The following is a 19,125-nucleotide window of genomic DNA, read 5'->3' on the forward strand; positions in this document are numbered from 1 at the left end:
GAGGAATACTCGCGGTCATGGACGCACTCCTCTCCGCGCTCGCCGACCCGGCGCGCTGGCGGCTCGTCACCCTGCTGGCCGAGCGGCCGCGCCCGGTCGGCGTGCTCGCCGAGCTCGCCGGCGCGCGCCAGCCGCAGACGACCAAGCACCTGCAGACGCTCGAACGCGCCGGCGTCGTCACCTCGCAGCGCAGCGGCCAGCGCCGCGTCTACGCCCTGGAGCCCGGCCCGCTGCGCGACCTGGCCGCCGAGCTCAACCGGCTCGCCGACACCGCGCAGGAGGCCGGCGGCGCGCGCGAGACCTTCGACCGCTACGGCCGGAGCCTCCACGCGGAGCGCGATGCCGCACAGCAGCCGGGGTGGGCCGACGACCGCTCGTTCACGTTCCACCGGTCGCTGGCCGGCAGCCCCGAGCAGGTCTGGCGCCACCTGACGGAGCCATCCCTCCTCGCCCGGTGGTGGGCGCCCGACGACCTCCGCGTCTCCGAGCTCGTCTTCGAGGCCCGGCCGGGCGGTCGGGTGGTCCTGGAGTACCGCGACCTCGAGGACACCGGCGGCACGGACCCGGTCGTCGGACGCGCGGAGGGCATGGTCGACGTCGCGCGGCCCGCCGAGCGGCTCATCTACCGCTCCGCTCCCCTGCTGCCCGACCGCGGCGCCGCCTTCACCTCGCACGTCGACCTCGCCCTCCGGCCCGCGGGTGCGGGCGACGGCTCGGGAACGGAGCTCGACGTCCGCTACGGCATCACGGACAGCACCGTGGACTCGGCGGACTTCGTCGCGGGCATCGAGATCGGCTTCGGCCAGAGCCTCGACAAGCTCGCGGCGATCCTCGCGACCCGTACCAATGCCGGTACCAGTACCGACAACGACAACAGCACCGACACCGACACCGACACCGACACCGACACCACGAGGAGCATCCGATGAACGAGCAGACCGCCGGCCGCAAGGTCGTCACCAACATGAGCATCTCCCTCGACGGCCGCTACGCCGGGCCCGACCCGCTGGACATGAGCTGGGTGATGCCGTACGCGGTCACTGACGTCGCCCGTGACCACCTGACCAGCCTCTGGGAGTCCGCGACCACCGCCCTGCTGGGACGGGTGAACGCCGAGGGCTTCCTCGGGTTCTGGCCCGGCGTGATCGACATGGAGGGCGCCGACCCGCGCGACGTGGGCTTCGCACGCTGGCTGGTCGACGTCGACAAGGTGGTGCTCTCCTCCACCCTCGATCCCGACCGGGCGCCGTGGGAGCGCACGACCGTCGTCGACAAGCCGACCGCCGAGGCGGTGGCGGACCTGAGGGCGACGGAGGGCGGCGACATCCTCGTGCTCTCCAGCGCGAGCGTCATCAAGGACCTCCTGGCCGCCGACCAGGTGGACCGGCTGGCCGTCACCGTCTTCCCGATCTTCCTCGGCGGCGGGCCGCTGCTCTTCGACGACGGCCTGCCCACCGCGAAGTGGGACCTCGTCAGCCAGACGGCGGGCGAGCACGGGACGCTCGTGCTGGTCTACGACCGCATCCGCTGACCGGCGGGCCTACCGCGCGCCCGCCGCCAGCTCCTCCGCGACGCGGGCCGCGTGCCGGGCCTTGACCTGCGCCTTCTCCGCCCGGCGGGCCGCTCTGGCGGCCCGCTTCGGGGCGCGGTCCTCCGTGCGCCGCTCGAACAGCGTGTAGATCACCGGCACGACGTACAGCGTCAGCAGGGTCGAGGACACGAGCCCGCCGATGACCACCAGTGCCAGCGGCTGCGAGATGAACGCCCCGCCGCCCGTCAGGCCGAACGCCATCGGGGTCAGGGCGAGGATCGTCGCGGCGGCGGTCATCACGATGGGCCGCAGCCGCTGTCGCGCCCCCTCCTTGACCGCCTCGTCGAGCGGCCGGCCATCGGTCCGGTACTGGTTGATCAGGTCGATCAGCACTATCGCGTTCGACACCACGATGCCCACCAGCATCAGCACGCCGATCAGCGCGGCGACGTCGAGCGGCGTGCCGGTCAGCAGCAGCGCGCCCAGCGCGCCCGTCGCCGCGAACGGCACCGAGACCAGCAGGATCAGGGGCTGCCCGATGCTCCGGAACGTCGCCACCATCACCAGGTAGACGATGAGGATCGCCGCGATCAGCGCCAGGCCGAGGTCCGCGAACGCGTCGGCCTGGTCGGCCGCGAGGCCGCCGACGCTCACCTCGGCGCCGTCCGGCAGGTCGAGGTCCTCGATCTCGGCGGTCAGCGTCCGGGACAGCGCGCCCAGGTCGTCCCCCGAGGGGGTCACGGACACGGTGGCGCTGCGCTCGCCGTCGACCCGGGTGACCGACGCAGGGGCCGACACCTGCTCGACCGTCACGAGGTCGCTCAGCGGGAGCACACCGGCCGCCGTCGGCACCTCGATCTCCTCGATCTCGGCCGCCGTCGCCGGCGGGTCGCCGGCCACCACGACGTCGAGCGACGACCCGCGCAGGTCGACCGTCCCGATGCTCGACTCGTTCATCGCACCGGCCAGCAGCCCGGAGACCGCGGCCTCGGTGAGCCCGGCCTCCGCTGCCGCGTCCCGGTCGACGGTCACCTGGACCGTGGACTGCTCGGCGGCCAGGTTGTTCGACACGTCCTCCACGCCGTCCAGGCCCGTCACGGCGTCCTCGACGGTGCTCGCGGCGTCCGCCAGCCCGTCGGCGTCGGCAGCGGTGACGACCAGGTCCACGGTGCTGCCGGCGAACCCGGAGTCGCCGGCGGACACGGTGACCTCGCCCGTCGGGGCCGCCTCGTCGAGCGCCTCGCTCACGTCGTCCTGCACGGCCTCGCCGTCGGCGTCGTCCTGGAGCGTGAGCGCGAACGACGCACTGCCGGCGCCACCGCCCTGGCCGAACGCCGCGGCCATCCCGTCCCCGGCCCCGACGGTGGTCTGCACGGTCTCGACGTCGTCGACGCCGGCGAGGACGTCCTCGACCTCCTTGGCTGCCTCGTCCTGAGCCGCCAGGGAGGTACCCGGCTCGAACTCCTGGGTGACCGTGAGCGTGTCCTGGCCCGAGTTGCCGATGAAGTTGGTCTCCATGCGCGGCACCAGCGCAACGGTCCCGGCCAGGAGCGCCACCGCGACGCCCAGCGTGACGGCCGGGTGGCGCAGCGCGGCAGACAGGGACGGCACGTACGCGCGCTGCCAGGCGCCGCGGCGCTCCTTGAGCTCGGCCGCCTCGCGCATGGCGACGCCGCCGTCGGCCGACGCGGGGACCTTGATGAACCAGTAGGCCAGCACCGGCACGACCACGAGCGCGACGACCAGGGACGCGCCCATCGCGATCGCCACGGTGACCGCGAACGGCTGGAACAGCTCTCCGGCCATGCCGCCCACCAGGGCGATCGGGGCGAAGACCGCCACCGTGCACACCGTCGAGGCGGTGATGGCGGCACCCACCTCGCGCACGGCCGTGACGATGGCGTCCACCCGGTCCTCGCCGTAGGACAGGTGCCGTTTGACGTTCTCGATCACGACGATCGAGTCGTCGACGATCCGCCCGATCGAGATGGTCATCGCCGCGAGCGTCAGGATGTTCAGGGTGTAGCCGGTCAGGTTCATCGCCGCGAACGTCACCGCCAGCGACAGCGGGATCGAGATCGCCGAGACCAGCGTGGCGCGCACGGAGGCCAGGAACACCAGGATCACGAGCACCGCGAACAGCAGGCCGAGCCCGCCCTCCGTCGTCAGGCCCTCTATCGACTCCTCGATGAACGGCGCCTGGTCGAACGTGACGGCGGTGCTGACGCCGTCGGCGTCGAGCTCTTCGCGCGCGTCGGCGAGCACGTCGTGCACGGCGTGGGACACGTCCACCGTGTTGCCGTCCGGCGTCTTGGTCAGGGCGATGGCGAGCGACGGCTCGCCGTCCAGGCGCGAGAAGGAGGTGGGTGGCACGTCCTGCACGCTCACCTCGGCGACGTCACCCAGGTGCACGACGGCGGGGGCCGGCCCGGCCTCCGGAGCGGCGCCGGGGGCCTGGGGTGCTCCCGCGGCTCCGCCCGGGGTACCCGTGACGCCCGCGGCGGGAACGATCGGCAGCTTCTCGAGCTCCTCGACGGAGCTGACGGACGTGCCCACCTGGACGCTGCTCGTCTCGCCGTCCGCTGTCACCTCGCCCACCGGCATGACCGTGCCGTTCTCCTGCAGCAGGGACGAGAGCTGCGCGGAGGTGAGCCCGGCCGCGGCGAGCTTCTCCTCGTCCGCCTCGATCACCACCTGGCGCTCGGTGGTCCCGGTCACGGTGACGTCGCGGACCTCCGCGATCCCCGACAGCTCGGGCACCAGCACGGACTCGATGGCGTCGGTGAGCTCCTGCTCGGTACCGTCGCCGGAGACCGCGAGCTGCACCACGGGGAGGTCGTCGAGGGAGCCTGCCATGACCTGGGGCTCGACGTCCTCCGGCAGGTCTCTGAGGCCGTCCACCGCGGAGGTGATCTCCTGCTCGACGGCGTCGACGTCGGTGCCGTACTCCAGCTCGACCGTCGTCATGGAGACGCCCGTCGAGACCGTGGAGGTCACGCCCGTGACGCCGTCGATGGTCCGTACGGCCGTCTCGATCGGTTCGGTGACCCGGTCGGCGACGATCTCCGGCGACGTGCCAGGGTCGGCGGCGGTGACCGCCACCATGGGTACGTTCATCGACGGGATGAGTTCCTGCCGGAGCTGCCCCATGCTGTAGATGCCGACGAGGAAGACGGCGATCGTCGCGAGCGCGACGAGGGCGCGGTTCGCGAGGGACATGCGGGCAAGACGGAACACACTGCCTCCAGATCTGGGGACGCGCCGGGCCCACTACCCCTCCGGCGCAGTATTTTGCCTAACGCAAAGGATCCGACCCGGGTTCCCGCCTCGCAACTCCGTTTCAGCGGGTGTTCAGGCGGACGTTCCGAGCGGGTGAAGTTGCCGACTACAGTCACCCCGTGACCGACCAGACCCGCGACCAGCTCGTCGCCGAGCTCGCCGACCTGCACCGCCTGCTCGGCGAGGAGTTCTTCGCCGCGCGGCTGCGCCCGCTGCTGGAGACGGACCTGACCGTGCAGCAGCTGCGGGCGCTGGCGCTCGTCCAGGTCGACCGTGAGTCGACGCCGCAGCGGCTCGCCGAGGCGCTCGGTGTCTCGGCCGGCACGGTCTCCGGGATCCTGGACCGGCTCACGGCCGCCGGCATGACGGTGCGCACGCAGGACCCCGTCGACGGACGCGTCCGCCGCGTGACCAGCACCGAGAAGGGGTCCGAGGCGATCCGCCGCCTCGTCGCGCACGACGAGGACCTGCCGCCCGACCTGCTCGCCCTGCTCGACGTCGAGGACCTGCGGGCGCTCGTCCGTGGCACCGGCGCCCTGCTGGAGGCGGCCCGCCGGCTGACGAGCTAGCCGCTCTGCCCCGCCAGGTGCGCGAGCACGGCCAGGACCCGGCGGTTGGTGTCGTCGGTCTGCGGCAGGCGGAGCTTCACGAAGATGTTGCCCACGTGCTTGCCCACGGTGGCCTCGGTGACGAACAGCCGGCGGGCGATCGACGCGTTCGAGTGCCCTTCCGCGAGCAGCCCCAGCACGTCACGTTCGCGCGCCGTGAGCGCGGACAACGGGTCGTCCCGTCGCCGCACGAGCTGTCCGACCACCTGCGGGTCCACGGCTGTCCCGCCGGCGCAGACGCGGCGCAGCGAGCCGACGAACTCCTCGACGTCGACCACCCGGTCCTTGAGGAGGTAGCCGACCCCGCGGCCGTCGCCCGTGCCGAAGAGGTCGGCGGCGTAGGAGTGCTGCACGTACTGGCTCAGCACGACGACGGCCAGCCCCGGGTGCGCGCCACGGAGCTCGACCGCCGCCCGCAGCCCTTCGTCCGTGTGCGTCGGAGGCATCCGGATGTCGGTGATCACCAGGTCGGGATCGTGGGCCGCTACGGCCGCACGCAGCGCGTCGGCGTCCTCGACGGCCGCGCGCACCTCGAACCCGAACCGCTCGAGCAGGCCGACGAGCCCTGCGCGCAGCAGGACGCCGTCCTCGGCGACGACGACGCTGATCGCGCCGTTCACAGCACACCGTCCGGACCGCACGGCAGCTCGGCGCGCACCGTCGTCGGCCCGCCGGAGGGGCTGGACAGCAGCATCTTCCCGCCCATGACCGCCACCCGGTCGGCGAGCCCGGCCAGCCCGCTGCCCCGCGCGGGGTCAGCTCCCCCCGGGCCGTCGTCGGTCACCTCGACCGTCAGGGTGCCGGCGGCACCGCGGACAGTCACCCGCGCGCTGCCCGCCGCGCCCACGTGCTTGGCGACGTTGGCCAGGGCCTCCGAGACGACGAAGTAGGCGGTGTACTCGACCTTGGGATCGGGGCGGGAGCCGAGCGCGGCGTCGACGTGCACCGGCACGGGCGAGCGGTCGGCGAGCTCGCCGAGCGCGGCCGGCAGGCCCAGATCGGTCAGCGTCTGCGGCTGGATGCCCTGGATCAGCTCGCGCAGCTCGGTCATCAGCTCCTTGGCCTGGTCGTGGGCGCTGGCGAGGGACCGCCCGGCGGGCGAGTCCGGCGGCACGTCCAGCCGCGCCAGGCCGAGCTGCAGCGTCAGGCTGACGAGGCGCTGCTGGGCGCCGTCGTGCAGGTCCCGCTCGATCCGGCGGCGTTCGGCGTCGAACGCGTCGGCGAGGCGGGCGCGCGACCGCGACACCTCGACCAGCTCGGCCCGGATCTCGCTCTCGGCGCCGACCAGCAGGCGGCGCGCGACGTCGGCCAGTCCCCCGGCCACCACCGTCCAGACGTATCCGACCACCGGCAGCAGCGCGATCCCGGCGGCCGCGAACGGGACCGACTCGGCCACCGTGGAGACCGACCAGGGTCCCAGGGCGACCGGTCCGTCGCCCGGGCCCTGCGCCAGCAGCACGAGCGGGCTGACCGCGTAGAGCCCGACGAGCAGCCCGAGCAGGAGCGCCGCTGCCGACACGGCGGGCGCGGCCGTGGCGAGCACGAGCAGCCAGCCGACCTCCCGCCAGGTCGCCGGGTCGGCATAGCGAGCGAGGACCGGGTTCCCGGACGCGCCGTCGATCGGGCGCCGTCGCTCCGGCGCCGGGCGTCCGTCCACCCAGGCCAGCCGACGCCGCTCCGTCGCCGCCAGCGGCCTCGCGAACCAGGGCCCGAACCCGACCACGAGCAGCAGCTCGAGCACGATCAGTGCCACCGCCGTGCGCGGGGCGAGCGTGCCGGCGGCCGAGCCGGTGGCAAGCAGTACCGCAGGGATCGTCAGGAGAGCACCGGTGACGGCGCCGAGCGGCAGAGTGCTCAGCAGGTACGCCAGGGACCGCCACGGCCACCGGCTCAACAGCAGCCGGGGCCAGGTGACGGCCTCCAGCGCCGTTCGCGGACCTGTCTCTTGCACGCCGTCATGCTAGGCGGCCGCCAGGGGCCCGGCGCGCGAGGTAGTGCTAGCCCTACCTCCAGTTCGGTCCCTGGTGGTCATGACCGCCCACCAGCGCGGATGGTCCCATCAGCACATGCAATCCGTACTCGAGCTCGTGGACGTCATGAAGCAGTACCGCGGCGGCCCGCGCGCCGTCGACGCCGTCACCCTGCGCCTCGGCAACGGCCTGATCGGACTGCTCGGTCCGAACGGTGCCGGCAAGTCGTCCCTCATGCGGATCGCCGCCACGGTGACCAGACCCAGCAGCGGGCAGGTGCTGTTCGACGGCGCCGACGTGGTGCGCCGGCCCGACGCGCTCCGCCGCCGACTGGGGTATCTCCCGCAGGACTTCGGCGTGTACCCGCACCTGAGCGCCCCGGAGTTCCTGTCGTACCTGGCAGCGGTCAAGGGCGTCGGCGCTCGTGCCGCACGCGCCCGGATCAGCGAGCTGCTCGAGATCCTCGACCTCGCCGGCGCGGGCAAGCGGCCGCTCGGCACCTACTCGGGCGGCATGCTCCGCCGGGTCGGCATCGCGCAGGCGCTGCTCACCGATCCGCGGGTGCTCGTCGTCGACGAGCCGTCGGCGGGCCTGGACCCCGAGCAGCGCGTGGTGCTGCGCAACCTGCTGAGCGACCTCGCCACGGACCGGGTGGTCGTGCTCTCCACCCACATCGCGTCCGACATCGAGTCCGTCGCCTCCGACATCGCGATCATGACGGGCGGCCGGCTCCTCGTGCGCGGCGCCCCGCACGACGTGCTGCGCCTCGCCCAGGGGCAGGTGTGGGAGGTGACCGTACCCGCCGACTCGCTCCGGGTGCTCCGCGAGCGCCACGTGATCAGCAAGCAGGTACGCACTCCCGCCGGGATGCGGGTACGCGTGCTCGCCGCCTCCCCGCCGGTCGCGGACGCCGTCCTGGTCGCCCCGGACCTCGAGGACGCGTACCTCGCCGTGGTGCACGGCTCCGCCGCGAGCGCGGACGTCGTCCGATGAGCGCCCTGCTGGGGATCGCCATTGCGGACTTCCGCGAGCGCACCCGTCGGCCCGCCTACCTGGTGACGCTGGCCGCGGCGATCGGGCTGGGGTGGCTGGCGATCCCGCCCGCCGACTCGGCGTGGGTGATCATGGACGCCGGGGGCTACCGCGGCCTGTACGACGGCGCCTGGGTCGGCACCGTGACGGCGCTGGCGGGCGGGCTGTGGCTCATGCTCGGCGGGTTCTACGTGGTGCGCGGGACGATCGCGCGCGACCGGCTCACCGGTGTGGGGCAGGTGCTCGCCGCGACCCCGCTGTCCCGTCCCACCTATCTCCTGGGCAAGCTCCTCAGCAACTTCCTGGTCCTGGCGTCGATGGCGGGCGTGCTCGCCGGGACGGCGCTCGCGCTCCAGATCGCGCGGGGCGAGTCGTACACGGTGGACCCGGTGGCGCTGCTGGCGCCCTTCGCGCTGTTCACGCTGCCCGTGCTGGCGGTGACGTCGGCCGCGGCGGTGCTGTTCGAGACGGTCCGGCCGCTGCGCGCGGGCCTGGGCAACATCGTCTGGTTCTTCGTGTGGACGTTCCTGCTGATCGGCAGCGGCGGCGTGCCGTTCGGTGGTCTCGGGCTCGTGGTCGAGTCGATGCGTGCGTCGGTCATCGAGCAGGGCCTGCCGCCGGCCGGCGGGTTCAGCCTGGGCCTGACCGGCATCGACGAACCGCTGCGGGTCTTCGACTGGGGCGGGCTCGTGCCGACCGGTGAGCTCGTGGCGGGCCGCTTCGGGGTGCTCCTGGTCGCGGTCCTCGTCGCGGTGCTCCCGGCGCTGTGGTTCGACCGGTTCGACGTGGCCCGGGCGGCCGGCGCACCGCGGGTCGCGGTCGATGCGGGACCGGCCGCGGAGCTCCCGGTGGGCGCGTCCGCCGCGCCGCGGGCGAGCGGCTCGCCGACCGTCGGTTCGCTGACGGCCGCTCCAGTCGGACGGCGACCGGCCCTGGCCCGGATGGTCGCCGGGGAGCTGCGGATCCTGACGTCGGACCTGTCCCGATGGTGGTGGATCGTCGCCGCCGGGCTGAACGTCGTGGCAGTGGCCTGGACCGGACCCGGGACGGCGATGCTGGCGGTGGCATGGATCTGGCCGGTCCTCGTCTGGTCGCGGCTGGGTACGCAGCACCTCGAGCACGGCACGGACACCCTCTTGGGCGCCTGTCCGGGCAGCGTGGACCGGGCGCTCGCGCAGTGGCTGGCCGGAGTCGCGCTCACGGCGGGGACCGCCGTCGGACCGCTGGCGAGCATGCTGCTCGACGGCGACGCCCTGCGGGCCGCGCACTGGGTCGCCGGTGCGCTGTTCATCCCGTCGCTCGCGCTGCTGCTCGGCACGGTCACGCGCACCCCGCGCGTGTTCCAGGTGCTCTACCTGATCGCCTGGTACATGGCGATCAACGACGTCGCGGCGTTCGACCACATGGGCATCGTGCTGGACGCAGCCGGCCGCCCGGCGGGCGCGAGCGTCGTCGCCGTGGGCGGTGCCGCACTCGGCATGACCGCGGCTGCGCTCGTGGTCCGGCGCGTCCAGCACGTGCTGCGCTGACGGAGCCCCTCTCGGTCGGGGGTACTGAGAGTGCCTGGTTCGGGCGGGTGCGGCGACTTAGTGTGGAAGGTCGTAGCACCGCCCGGGCACCTGGGCGCCGACCGGGAAGGAACCGCGCATGACCGCATGGACCGAGGAAGAGCTCTCCCGTATCGGCGGAGCCGAGGAGCTGCGCATCGCCTCCTACCGGCCCGACGGCAGCCGCCGCCCGCACGTCACCATCTGGTCGGTGCGGGTCGGGGACCACGTCTACGTCCGCTCCGCGTACGGGCGTGACAACGGCTGGTTCCGGCGTGCGCTGGCTTCGGGCACCGGGCACGTCCACGCCGGCGGCGTCGAGAAGGACGTCACCTTCGAGGAACCGGAGGACGACGTCCACGCCGATCTCGACGCCGCGTACCACGCCAAGTACGACCGCTACGGCCAGGGCATCGTGGGCACCGTCACCGGCGCGCACGCCGTCGGCGAGACGCTCCGCCTGCGTCCCCGGGACTGAACCAGGAGTCAGCGGGGCCGGTCAGCGCGCCGACCGGACCGGCAGGATCACCGCCGAGGGGTGGTCCGGGTCGTGGTGGACGGCCTGGTCCGCGGCCAGGAGCGTCGTGGCGGACGCGAGGGGTTCGCCCGTACCGGTGTTGCGGGCGAAGCGCGGGAAGGCGCCGCTGGAGACCTGCACGCGGATGCGGTGACCGCGCCTGAACCGGTGCGCCGTCGGCCACAGGGTCACGGTGGCCGGCGCCAGGTCGTCGGCGCTGGTCAGGCTGACCAGGCCGTCGCAGACGTTGAACGACCGGCCCTCGGGGTCGACGTCGCACAGCCGCACGAACACGTCGGCGTGGGCGAGGCTGGAGCGGAACCAGACCTCCGCGCTCACCTCGCCGACGACCTCGACGTCCTCCTCGAGCACCTCGGTCGTGTACGTCAGGACGTCCGGCCGGGCCTCCAGGGCGCCGTTCTCGACGCGGCCGCCGCTGCTGATGCTGATGCCCCCGGCCGCGGGGGTGGGGTCAGCGGGGTCGTACCGGTACTCGTCGGGGGCGGACTCCGTCGGCAGGCCCGCGGCGAGCCCGCCGTCGGCCTGGAGGTGGAACCGCCGCGGCTCGTAGCCGGGGGGCGGCCAGCTCTCGAAGTCGCGCCACTCGTCCTGACCCATGACGAACAGCCGCACCGGCGCGCGTTCGGCCGGCTCCTCGCCGCGGGCGTACGCCAGGCCGAAGCCAAGGGCCTCGGACGTCGCGGCCACCGGCTCCGTATGGGTCCAGGCGCCCACGGTGAGGCGGGCCGTCCGGCCGGCGTCCTGCAGGATCCTGAAGTCCCGCAGCTGACCCGGCAGGAAGATGTCGTACCAGCCGGCGACCGAGCTGACCGGAACGCTCGTGTCCGCGACCCGGTGGGTGTGGTCGAGGCGGTCCCAGTGCGGGTCGGCGGCGTCGTGCGCCAGGACGTCCTGGACGTACTGCGACCGCGCACCCGTCGCCGCGACGTCGAACCCGCTCAGCGGCAGGGTGCGCAGCGCGCGGGCGGTCTTCTTGGTCTGGGCGTTCATCCGCAGCAGTCCGAGAGGCCGCTCCTGGGTGGCGACCATGGCGCCCCATTCGAGCGGCATCTCCAGCGACCGGCCGTCGGCGCGCAGGAACTCCCGGGTCAGCGCCGACTCCGTCACCACAGGGATCATCGCCTTGACCTGCGGCGGAAGGCTGTCGGCCACCGCCCACTGCACCATGCCCATGTAGCTAGCCCCGATGAGCACCAGCGCCTCACCGAACCAGGGTTCCTTGACCACCCAGTCCAGCGTGTCCAGGCCGTCCTCACGCTCCTGGCGCAGCGGGTCCATGACGCCGCCGGAGCCGAAGCTGCCGCGGACGCTCTGGACGAGCACCTGGTAGCCGCGTTCGGCCAGCGGCCGGGCCAGCAGCGCGGCGAACAGGCCGGAGCGGCCGTACGGGCTGCGGATCAGTGCGGTGGGCAGGCCGTCGCCTCCGTCCCGCGGTGCCCAGCGGTCGGCCAGCAGGTCGACGCCGTCCCGCATCGGGACGCGCAGGTTCCGGTCGACCCGGAGCCGCCGTGTCTGCGGCTCGGGAAGCTTCTGCCGGCGTTGCAGCACGTGGCTCATGAGGCTCATCGGCCGATCTCCTCGGTAGCGGTGACGGTCTGGCCTGGCGCCGTCAATTATCGGGCAAGCGTCTGCATGGTGGGACGTCGTCTCGGGAGCCCTGTCACCGTCGCCTCACAACCGCCGCCCACGTATGGTGAGGTCCGTGCCGGACACCCCTGCTGCCCCCGAGCCGTTCGTCTCGCGGACGGCCCCCGAGGCCATCGAAGACCTCCGTGCGCGGCTGCGGGCGACCCGCTGGCCCGACGCCCCCGAGGACGCCGGATGGTCCCTCGGCACCGACCTCGACTACCTCCGTGAGCTGGTCGCGTACTGGGCCGACGGGTTCGACTGGCTGGCGCAGGAAGCCGCGCTCGCGCGGCTCCCCCGGTTCCGCGTCCGGGTCGGCGGACACGGGATCCACTTCGTGCACGCCCGCGCCGTCGCTCCGGCCGGTCCGACGCTTCCCCTGGTCCTCTGCCACGGCTGGCCGGACTCGTTCTGGCGGTACTCCAAGGTCGTCTCGCTCCTGACCGACCCGGGATCGCACGGCGCCGACCCAGCCGACGCGTTCGACGTCGTCGTCCCCGACATGCCCGGCTTCGGGTACTCGGACCGGCCGACCGGGCCACCGCTGAGCTCCGTGGCCGTCGCCGGGCTGTGGGCCGAGCTCATGCGGACGCTCGGCTACGAGCGGTTCGGCGCAGCGGGCGGGGACCTGGGCAGCCACGTGAGCCGATACCTCGCGCTCGACCACCCCGACCGGGTCGCCGCGGTGCACCGCACGGACGGGGGCCTGCCGATCTTCGCCGGCGACCCTGCAACCCTCACCGCCGCGGAGCGGGCATGGTTCGCCGAGGCCGCGACGTGGAGCGCGACCGAGGGCGCCTACGGCGCGATCCATCGCACCAAGCCCCAGACCGTCGCCGCGGCGCTCAACGACTCCCCCGCCGGGCTGGCCGCCTGGATCGTCGAGAAGCTGCAGTCGTGGAGCGACGGCGGCGTCGAGCGCAGCTACACCCGGGACGAGATCCTCACCAACATCACCATCTACTGGCTCACGGGCACCATCGGGTCGTCCATGCGGATGTACAACGCGAACTCGACCATCCCCGCCGAGCAGCTCACCCGCCGGGTCGAGGTGCCGTCCGGGTTCTCGGTGTTCCGGGGCGACGTCGTCCGCCCGCCGCGGGCCTGGCTCGAGCGCACCGCCAACGCGGTGCGCGTGACGGAACCCCACCGGGGCGGGCACTTCGCACCCTTCGAGGAGCCCGAGCTGTACGCGCAGGAGCTGCGCGACTTCTTCCGCCCGTACCGGCAGGCACGGCGCGCCGGCGTCTCTGCCTGACGTCAGACCCGCACGCCCCCGACCCGCTCGTCCCAGTCGATGTGGTGCTCGTAGATCCAGCGGCTCGGGTCGTTTCCCGTCCGGGCCAGGTGGCTCATCCCGAGCCGCATGACCAGGTCGCGCAGCGCCGACGCCGCCGGGTGGACAGCCTTCCAGCCGCCGGTACGCCGCCCCTGCTCGACGACACGCTCCACCCGCTCCCGGCGCAGCCCCTCGTAGGCGGCGAACGCCGACTCGACGGCAGGCAGGTCACGCAGGCACTTCGCCAGCACCACCGCGTCCTCGATCGCCATCGCCGCCCCCTGCCCGATCGACGGTGCGGTGGCGTGCGCCGCGTCCCCGATGATGATCATCCGGTCGTTGTGCCAGGCCGCCACCGGCGCGAGGTCGTAGGTGTTCCAGCCGGCGAAGACCTGCTCGGTGGCGCGGACGATGTCCGCGGCCGGTCCCCGGTCGTCCCGGAACAGATCGATCAGCCGACGGCGCCACTCCTGCGGGCTGATCGCCGCCAGCTCGGCCGGGCTCGGCTCGACGGCGCTCGGTGGGTTCGCCACCCACCACACCTCGCCGTTCGGGTGCGGCGTGAAGGCGAAGAAGCACCGCCTGCCGAAGATCGCGTTCATCATGCCCGGCTCGCTGTCGACGGTGATCCCGCGGGCGTAGCCGCCCGTGTTCAGCAGGCCGTTGTACCGCGCACCGGGTGTGCCCGGCGCGATGATCTCGCGAGCTCGTGACCGCAACCCGTCGGCACCGATCAGCAGGTCGCCCCGGGCCGTGGTGCCGTCCGCGAACGAGGCCGCCACCACGCCGTCGGACGACGTCGCGTCGACCAGGCGCTTCCCGTGCTCGATCCGCACGCCGCGGCGCACGGCCTCCTCGCGAAGCCTGCGGTACAGGTCAGCACGTCGCACGGTACGGCTCGTGAGAGCGGTACCCGACCCTGACGGGCCCGCGCCCGTTCCCGCGTCCGTGCCGTACGGCAGCTCGCCGAGCGTTCTGCCGGAGCCGCTGGTCATGGTGATCCGCGGCGTGTCGAACCCGAGCCCACGGAGGTCGACATCGGCCGCCCGCAGCGCGTCGAGCGCGTTCACCGCGAGAGTCAGGTAGACACCCGCTCGGTCCGCCGACCGGTCGTAAGCCTCGTAGACGGTCGCCTCGATGCCGGCCCTGTGTAGGGCCAGCGCACAGGTCAAGCCTGCGATGCCGCCACCGATCACTATCGTTGTGTATGCCATACACGGGAGCGTATGGCATACACTGGCCAGTGAGCCAGCCCTTTGACAGGAAGGAGGTGCGGACCGTGGACGCCAAGACCCCCCAGGGTGTCGACCTGCTCTGGGAGCAGCACGGCCACGCCGCCGCAGGGTCACGACCCGGCCTGACCCGCGCCCGAATCGTCGAGGCAGCGGTGGAGCTTGCCGACGCGGGCGGCCTCGACGCCGTGTCGATGGCGAAGATCGCAGAACGGCTCGGCTTCACGACGATGTCGCTCTACCGCCACGTCCGGAGCAAGGACGAGATCCTGCTGCTCATGCTGGACTCGGTGGCCGCCGTGCCGGCCGAGCTGGACGAGCCGTGCGAGGACTGGCGAACCGGGCTGGAGCGATGGTGTCGCGCGCAGTGGACGATGCTCCGCGCCCACGCCTGGATCGTGCATGTGCCGATCAGCGGGCCGCCCACCACCCCCAGCCAGCTCACCTGGACCGACCGCGCGCTGGGCGTGCTGCGCGACACCGGGCTCGGCGAGAGCGAGAAGGCCGGCGTCGTCCTGCTCATGGCCACCTACCTGCACAGCACCGCACGCCTCGGTGCGGGACTTGGCGAGGCCACCTCCGGGGATTCCGTCGCCGCCTACAGCGCCCTGCTCAGCAGCGTGGTCGACGCCGAACGGTTCCCCGCCCTGCGCCGAGCCGTCGACGCGGGTGCGTACGACTATCCGGCGGGCACCGCCGTGGAGGACCAGCGGCTCGACTACGCCTTCGGCCTCGAGCGCATCCTCGACGGCGTGGAGGCGCTGATCAGGCAGCGCACACGCTGACGACGACCACCAGCACCACCACCACGACCGAGGAGTCACTGATGCAGACACGAACACTGGGATCCGGGACGAGCAGCCTCGAGGTCTCGGCCATCGGGCTCGGCTGCATGGGCATGAGCCAGGGTTACGGTCCCAACCCGGGCACCCGCGAGGAGATGATCGCGGTCCTGCGTGGTGCGGTCGACCGTGGGATCACCCTCTTCGACACGGCCGAGGTGTACGGCCCGTTCGTCAACGAGGAGCTGGTCGGCGAAGCACTCGCCCCCGTGCGCGACCAGGTGGTCATCGCCACGAAGTTCGGTTTCAAGCTGGACGAGGACGGCCGGAGCGTCGGGACGGACAGCCGTCCCGAGCACATCCGGGAGGTGGCCGACGCCGCGCTGCGCCGCCTCGGCACGGACGTGATCGACCTCTTCTACCAGCACCGCGTCGACCCGCAGGTCCCGATCGAGGACGTCGCGGGCACCGTCGCCGAGCTGATCGAGGCCGGCAAGGTGCGCCGGTTCGGGCTCTCGGAGGCGGGGGCCGACACGATCCGACGCGCGCACGCGGTCCAGCCCGTCACGGCGCTGCAGAGCGAGTACTCGTTGTGGACCCGCGACCCCGAGCCCGAGATCCTCCCGGCGCTCGAGGAGCTCGGGATCGGGTTCGTCCCGTTCAGCCCGCTCGGCAGGGGGTTCCTCACGGGCGCGCTGACCTCCGCCACCCAGCTCTCGGACGACGACATGCGCACGGGCCTTCCGCGCTTCAAGGCAGAGAACCGCGACGCCAACCAGGCGTTCGTCGAGCTGCTCGGCGCTGTCGCGGCCCGCAAGGGCTGCACGACGGCGCAGGTGGCGCTCGCCTGGCTGCTCGCCCAGAAGCCGTGGATCGTCCCGATCCCCGGGACCCGCCGGACGAGCCGTCTCGAGGAGAACATCGGCGCCACCGACGTCGAGCTCACCGCCGCGGACCTGGCCGAGATCGCGGCCGGCGCCGAGAAGATCCAGGTCAGCGGCGAGCGCTACACCGAGGCGATGCTCCGCATGACGGGACTCTAGGCCCGCGGGCCGGTCACCAGAGCGACGACTCACCCCGCGCGGCGACGGTCCGGGGCACGTCCCACGGGTTGTCGTCGCGCAGTGGCGGGGGCAGCAGCTCCTGCGGGGCGTCCTGGAAGGCGACCCCGCGCAGGAAGCGGCCGATCGCCGCCGTGCCGACAGACGTCCCGTCGGTCGTCGTCGCCGGCCACGGGCCGCCGTGTTGCATCGCCGGAGTGACCGCCACGCCCGTCGGCCAGCCGCCGAGCAGGATCCGGCCGGCGTGCCGCGCCAGCCGCGCCACGAGACTCGCCCACTCCCCGGCGACCTCACCCTCCCCCAGGTGCAGGGTCAGCGTGAGGTTGCCGGGGAACAGCTCGGCGACCGCAGCGGCCAGCTCGGCCGTCAGCTCACCGCTCGCGCGAGCACCCACCGGATACTCCACGATCACGGAGAAGGGCCCGAACACCTCGTCGAGGAGCGCGGACCCGGCCCGCCGCAGCAGGTCGAGCGGGACGGCGACGAACGTCGGCGTCACCCAGGCCTGGCCGTCCGCGTCGCGTCGGAACCTGCCGTCGTGCACGACGCGCACGCCGTCCACCCCCAGCGCCTCCGCGACCCGCCGCTCGTACCCGTCCGCGATGGACGGGTTGAGCAGCCGGTGCTCCGGCACCTGCGCCGCGGCGGTGACCACCCCGTCGTCGTACCCGGTGCCCTCGGGGACGAGGAGGAAGCCGGGCTTGGTGCAGAGCTGACCTGCCGAACCGGACACGCTCGCCACGTACCCCGCGAGCAGGTCACCCGCCCGCTCGCGAACCGCCTCCGGCGAGACGAGCACCGGGTTGACGCTGCCCAGCTCGCCGAAGAACGGGATCGGGTCGGGCCGCCCGGCGGCCCGGGTGGCCAGCAGCTGCCCCACGCGCTGCGACCCGGTGAACGCGGCAGCCCGCACCGCGGGGTGCCCGACGAGCGCGATCCCCGCGTCCTGCGAGGTGACCAGCTGCAGCGTCGCCTCGGGCAGCCCTGCCTCGGCCAGCGCGGCCGAGACCAGCTCCGCCACCCGCTCGGACAGCAGCGGATGCCCGGGATGCGCCTTGACGATCACGGGGCAGCCCGCCGCGAGCGCCGCCGCGGTGTCCCCGCCGGCGACGGAGAACGCGAACGGGAAGTTGCTCGCCGCGAAGTTCAGCACGGGGCCGACGGGCCAGAGGCTGCGGCGCAGGTCGGGCCGGGGGCCGAGGACGAAGTCGGGGTCTGCCTCGTCGAGCCGGACGTCGAGGTAGGCGCCGTTGGTGACGACGTGCGCGAACAGGCGCAGCTGCACCTGGGTGCGCTTGAGCTCGCCGCGCAGGCGGGCCTCGGCGAGGCCGGTCTCCTCCTGGGCGATGGCGACCAGCTCGTCCGCGTGGTCGGCAAGGGCTGCGGCCGCGGCCCGCAGGCCCTCGGCGCGGACGCCGGGCGCCGTGCGGGAGAGCTCGTCGAAGGCGTCGGCGGCCCTGCGGGCGACGGCCTCGACGGTGCGGTCGAGGTCGGGTGCCGCGGTGGCGGTCATGGGTCGGCTCCTCAGCGGTGGCGGATCGGGTCGGGCGGGCAGGTCGAGCGGGCAGGTCCAGCGAGCAGGTCCAGCGAGCAGAGTCAGAAGACGAAGCCCGTCGGGAACGGGTCGCTGGGGTCGAGCACATAGTTGGCGGTTCCGGTCACCCAGGCGCGCCCGGTGATGGTCGGTACGACGGCGGGCACGCCCGCGACGTCGGTCTCCGCGACCAGGCGGCCGACGAACCGGCTGCCGATGAACGACTCGTTGACGAAGTCGGTGTCCAGCGCGAGCTCGCCGCGGGCCCAGAGCTCGGCCATGCGGGCCGACGTCCCGGTGCCGCAGGGCGACCGGTCGAACCAGCCGGGCCAGATCGCCATGGCGTGGCGCGAGTGCCGTGCGTCGGAGCCCGGCGCGATCAGCTCGACGTGGTGGCAGCCCTCCACGCCGTCGAGCGAGGGGTGCTTCGGCATGGCGGTCTCGTTGATCGCGTCCATGATCGCGAGCCCCGCGGTGAGCAGGTCCTGCTGGCGGGCCCGGTCGAAGGGCAGCCCGAGATCGTCGAGGTCGATGAGCGCGTAGAAGTTGCCGCCGAAGGCCATCGAGTACGGGACCGTCCCGTAGCCGGGTACCTCGATCGCCTGGTCGAGCGCCGTCACGAAGCTCGGCACGTTCTCGATGGTCACGGCGTCGGCATGGCCGTCGCTGACGGCCACCTTGGCGACGACGAGCCCGGCGGGCGTGTCGAGCCGGATCTCGGTGACCGGCTCGACGACGTCGACCATGCCCATCTCGACCAGGACCGTCGCCACGCCGATGGTCCCGTGTCCGCACATGGGCAGGCAGCCGGACACCTCGATGTAGACGACGCCCCAGTCGCAGTCGGGCCGGGTCGGCGGCTGGAGGATGGCGCCGCTCATCGCGGCGTGCCCCCGCGGCTCGTTCATGAGGAACAGCCGCAGGTCGTCCAGGTGCTCCATGAAGTACAGCCGCCGGTCGTTCATGGTGTCCCCAGGTATGACCCCGACACCCCCGGTCACGACCCGCGTGGGCATCCCCTCGGTATGCGAGTCCACGGCGGTGATCGTCCTGCTCGAACGCATGCTGTCTCCTTCCCCGTCGAGTACTGGCCATGTGCGCTGTCG

At 73.1% G+C, this 19,125-nt stretch carries 16 protein-coding genes; 9 read left to right on the plus strand and 7 right to left on the minus strand.

Going from position 1 to position 19,125, the window contains the following annotated elements; all coding sequences use genetic code 11:
* Window positions 1-17 precede the first annotated feature (17 nt).
* Together AB0I32_RS12080 and AB0I32_RS12085 are read left to right on the plus strand one after the other, a co-directional pair.
* Complete coding sequence (locus tag AB0I32_RS12080) at window positions 18-929, plus strand: metalloregulator ArsR/SmtB family transcription factor (RefSeq protein ID WP_357506148.1); 912 nt, start codon at window positions 18-20, stop codon at window positions 927-929.
* On the plus strand, window positions 926-1,531 hold the full coding sequence (locus AB0I32_RS12085) for a dihydrofolate reductase family protein (RefSeq protein ID WP_357506150.1): 606 nt from the start codon (window positions 926-928) through the stop codon (window positions 1,529-1,531). The genes AB0I32_RS12080 and AB0I32_RS12085 overlap by 4 nt, the downstream gene beginning before the upstream one ends.
* Window positions 1,532-1,540: 9 nt before the next feature.
* On the opposite strand, the gene AB0I32_RS12090 is transcribed toward AB0I32_RS12085, so the two are convergent.
* Window positions 1,541-4,750 (minus strand): efflux RND transporter permease subunit, encoded by a 3,210-nt coding sequence (locus AB0I32_RS12090; protein WP_357506152.1) that lies wholly within the window; start codon window positions 4,748-4,750, stop codon window positions 1,541-1,543.
* Window positions 4,751-4,929: 179 nt separating this feature from the next.
* Between AB0I32_RS12090 and AB0I32_RS12095 the strand changes: the two genes are divergently transcribed.
* Window positions 4,930-5,379, plus strand: coding sequence for a MarR family transcriptional regulator (locus tag AB0I32_RS12095; RefSeq protein WP_357506154.1), 450 nt, complete (start codon window positions 4,930-4,932; stop codon window positions 5,377-5,379).
* Here the strand turns inward: AB0I32_RS12095 and AB0I32_RS12100 are convergent.
* Window positions 5,376-6,026, minus strand: coding sequence for a response regulator transcription factor (locus AB0I32_RS12100; protein WP_357506297.1), 651 nt, complete (start codon window positions 6,024-6,026; stop codon window positions 5,376-5,378). The two genes, AB0I32_RS12095 and AB0I32_RS12100, sit on opposite strands and share 4 nt — an antisense overlap.
* Window positions 6,027-6,034: 8 nt before the next feature.
* Window positions 6,035-7,369: a sensor domain-containing protein gene (locus AB0I32_RS12105; RefSeq protein WP_357506156.1), complete on the minus strand. Its 1,335-nt coding sequence runs from the start codon at window positions 7,367-7,369 to the stop codon at window positions 6,035-6,037.
* 115 nt (window positions 7,370-7,484) lie between these two features.
* Here AB0I32_RS12105 and AB0I32_RS12110 point away from each other — a divergent pair, with 115 nt between their 5' ends.
* The 3 genes from AB0I32_RS12110 to AB0I32_RS12120 all read left to right on the plus strand — a co-directional run bounded on the left by AB0I32_RS12110 (window position 7,485) and on the right by AB0I32_RS12120 (window position 10,445).
* On the plus strand, window positions 7,485-8,381 hold the full coding sequence (locus AB0I32_RS12110) for an ATP-binding cassette domain-containing protein (RefSeq protein WP_357506158.1): 897 nt from the start codon (window positions 7,485-7,487) through the stop codon (window positions 8,379-8,381).
* Window positions 8,378-9,949, plus strand: coding sequence for a hypothetical protein (locus tag AB0I32_RS12115; protein WP_357506160.1), 1,572 nt, complete (start codon window positions 8,378-8,380; stop codon window positions 9,947-9,949). The genes AB0I32_RS12110 and AB0I32_RS12115 overlap by 4 nt, the downstream gene beginning before the upstream one ends.
* Window positions 9,950-10,067: 118 nt before the next feature.
* The gene (locus tag AB0I32_RS12120) at window positions 10,068-10,445 is read left to right on the plus strand and encodes a DUF2255 family protein (protein WP_357506162.1); all 378 of its coding nucleotides are present in this window, start codon (window positions 10,068-10,070) and stop codon (window positions 10,443-10,445) included.
* 21 nt (window positions 10,446-10,466) lie between these two features.
* Here AB0I32_RS12120 and AB0I32_RS12125 read toward each other — a convergent pair whose 3' ends face one another.
* Entirely contained in the window at window positions 10,467-12,071 is a 1,605-nt protein-coding gene (locus tag AB0I32_RS12125; protein ID WP_357506164.1) for a CocE/NonD family hydrolase, read from the minus strand.
* A 136-nt stretch (window positions 12,072-12,207) separates the two neighbouring features.
* Between AB0I32_RS12125 and AB0I32_RS12130 the strand changes: the two genes are divergently transcribed.
* Window positions 12,208-13,389 (plus strand): epoxide hydrolase, encoded by a 1,182-nt coding sequence (locus AB0I32_RS12130; protein ID WP_357506166.1) that lies wholly within the window; start codon window positions 12,208-12,210, stop codon window positions 13,387-13,389.
* Between the two features lie 2 nt (window positions 13,390-13,391).
* On the opposite strand, the gene AB0I32_RS12135 is transcribed toward AB0I32_RS12130, so the two are convergent.
* A complete protein-coding gene (locus AB0I32_RS12135; RefSeq protein WP_357506168.1) occupies window positions 13,392-14,624 on the minus strand; it encodes an FAD-dependent monooxygenase in 1,233 nt (410 codons plus the stop codon).
* A 65-nt stretch (window positions 14,625-14,689) separates the two neighbouring features.
* Here AB0I32_RS12135 and AB0I32_RS12140 point away from each other — a divergent pair, with 65 nt between their 5' ends.
* Both AB0I32_RS12140 and AB0I32_RS12145 read left to right on the plus strand, forming a co-directional pair.
* A complete protein-coding gene (locus tag AB0I32_RS12140) occupies window positions 14,690-15,427 on the plus strand; it encodes a TetR/AcrR family transcriptional regulator (RefSeq protein WP_357506170.1) in 738 nt (245 codons plus the stop codon).
* Window positions 15,428-15,468: 41 nt separating this feature from the next.
* Entirely contained in the window at window positions 15,469-16,467 is a 999-nt protein-coding gene (locus tag AB0I32_RS12145) for an aldo/keto reductase (protein ID WP_357506172.1), read from the plus strand.
* Between the two features lie 13 nt (window positions 16,468-16,480).
* Here AB0I32_RS12145 and AB0I32_RS12150 read toward each other — a convergent pair whose 3' ends face one another.
* Together AB0I32_RS12150 and AB0I32_RS12155 are read right to left on the minus strand one after the other, a co-directional pair.
* Complete coding sequence (locus AB0I32_RS12150; protein ID WP_357506174.1) at window positions 16,481-17,998, minus strand: aldehyde dehydrogenase (NADP(+)); 1,518 nt, start codon at window positions 17,996-17,998, stop codon at window positions 16,481-16,483.
* Between the two features lie 83 nt (window positions 17,999-18,081).
* A complete protein-coding gene (locus tag AB0I32_RS12155; protein WP_357506176.1) occupies window positions 18,082-19,083 on the minus strand; it encodes a proline racemase family protein in 1,002 nt (333 codons plus the stop codon).
* Between the last annotated feature and the right edge of the window lie 42 nt (window positions 19,084-19,125).

The sequence above is a fragment of the Promicromonospora sp. NPDC050249 genome, from assembly GCF_040656015.1.
GTDB lineage: Bacteria > Actinomycetota > Actinomycetes > Actinomycetales > Cellulomonadaceae > Promicromonospora.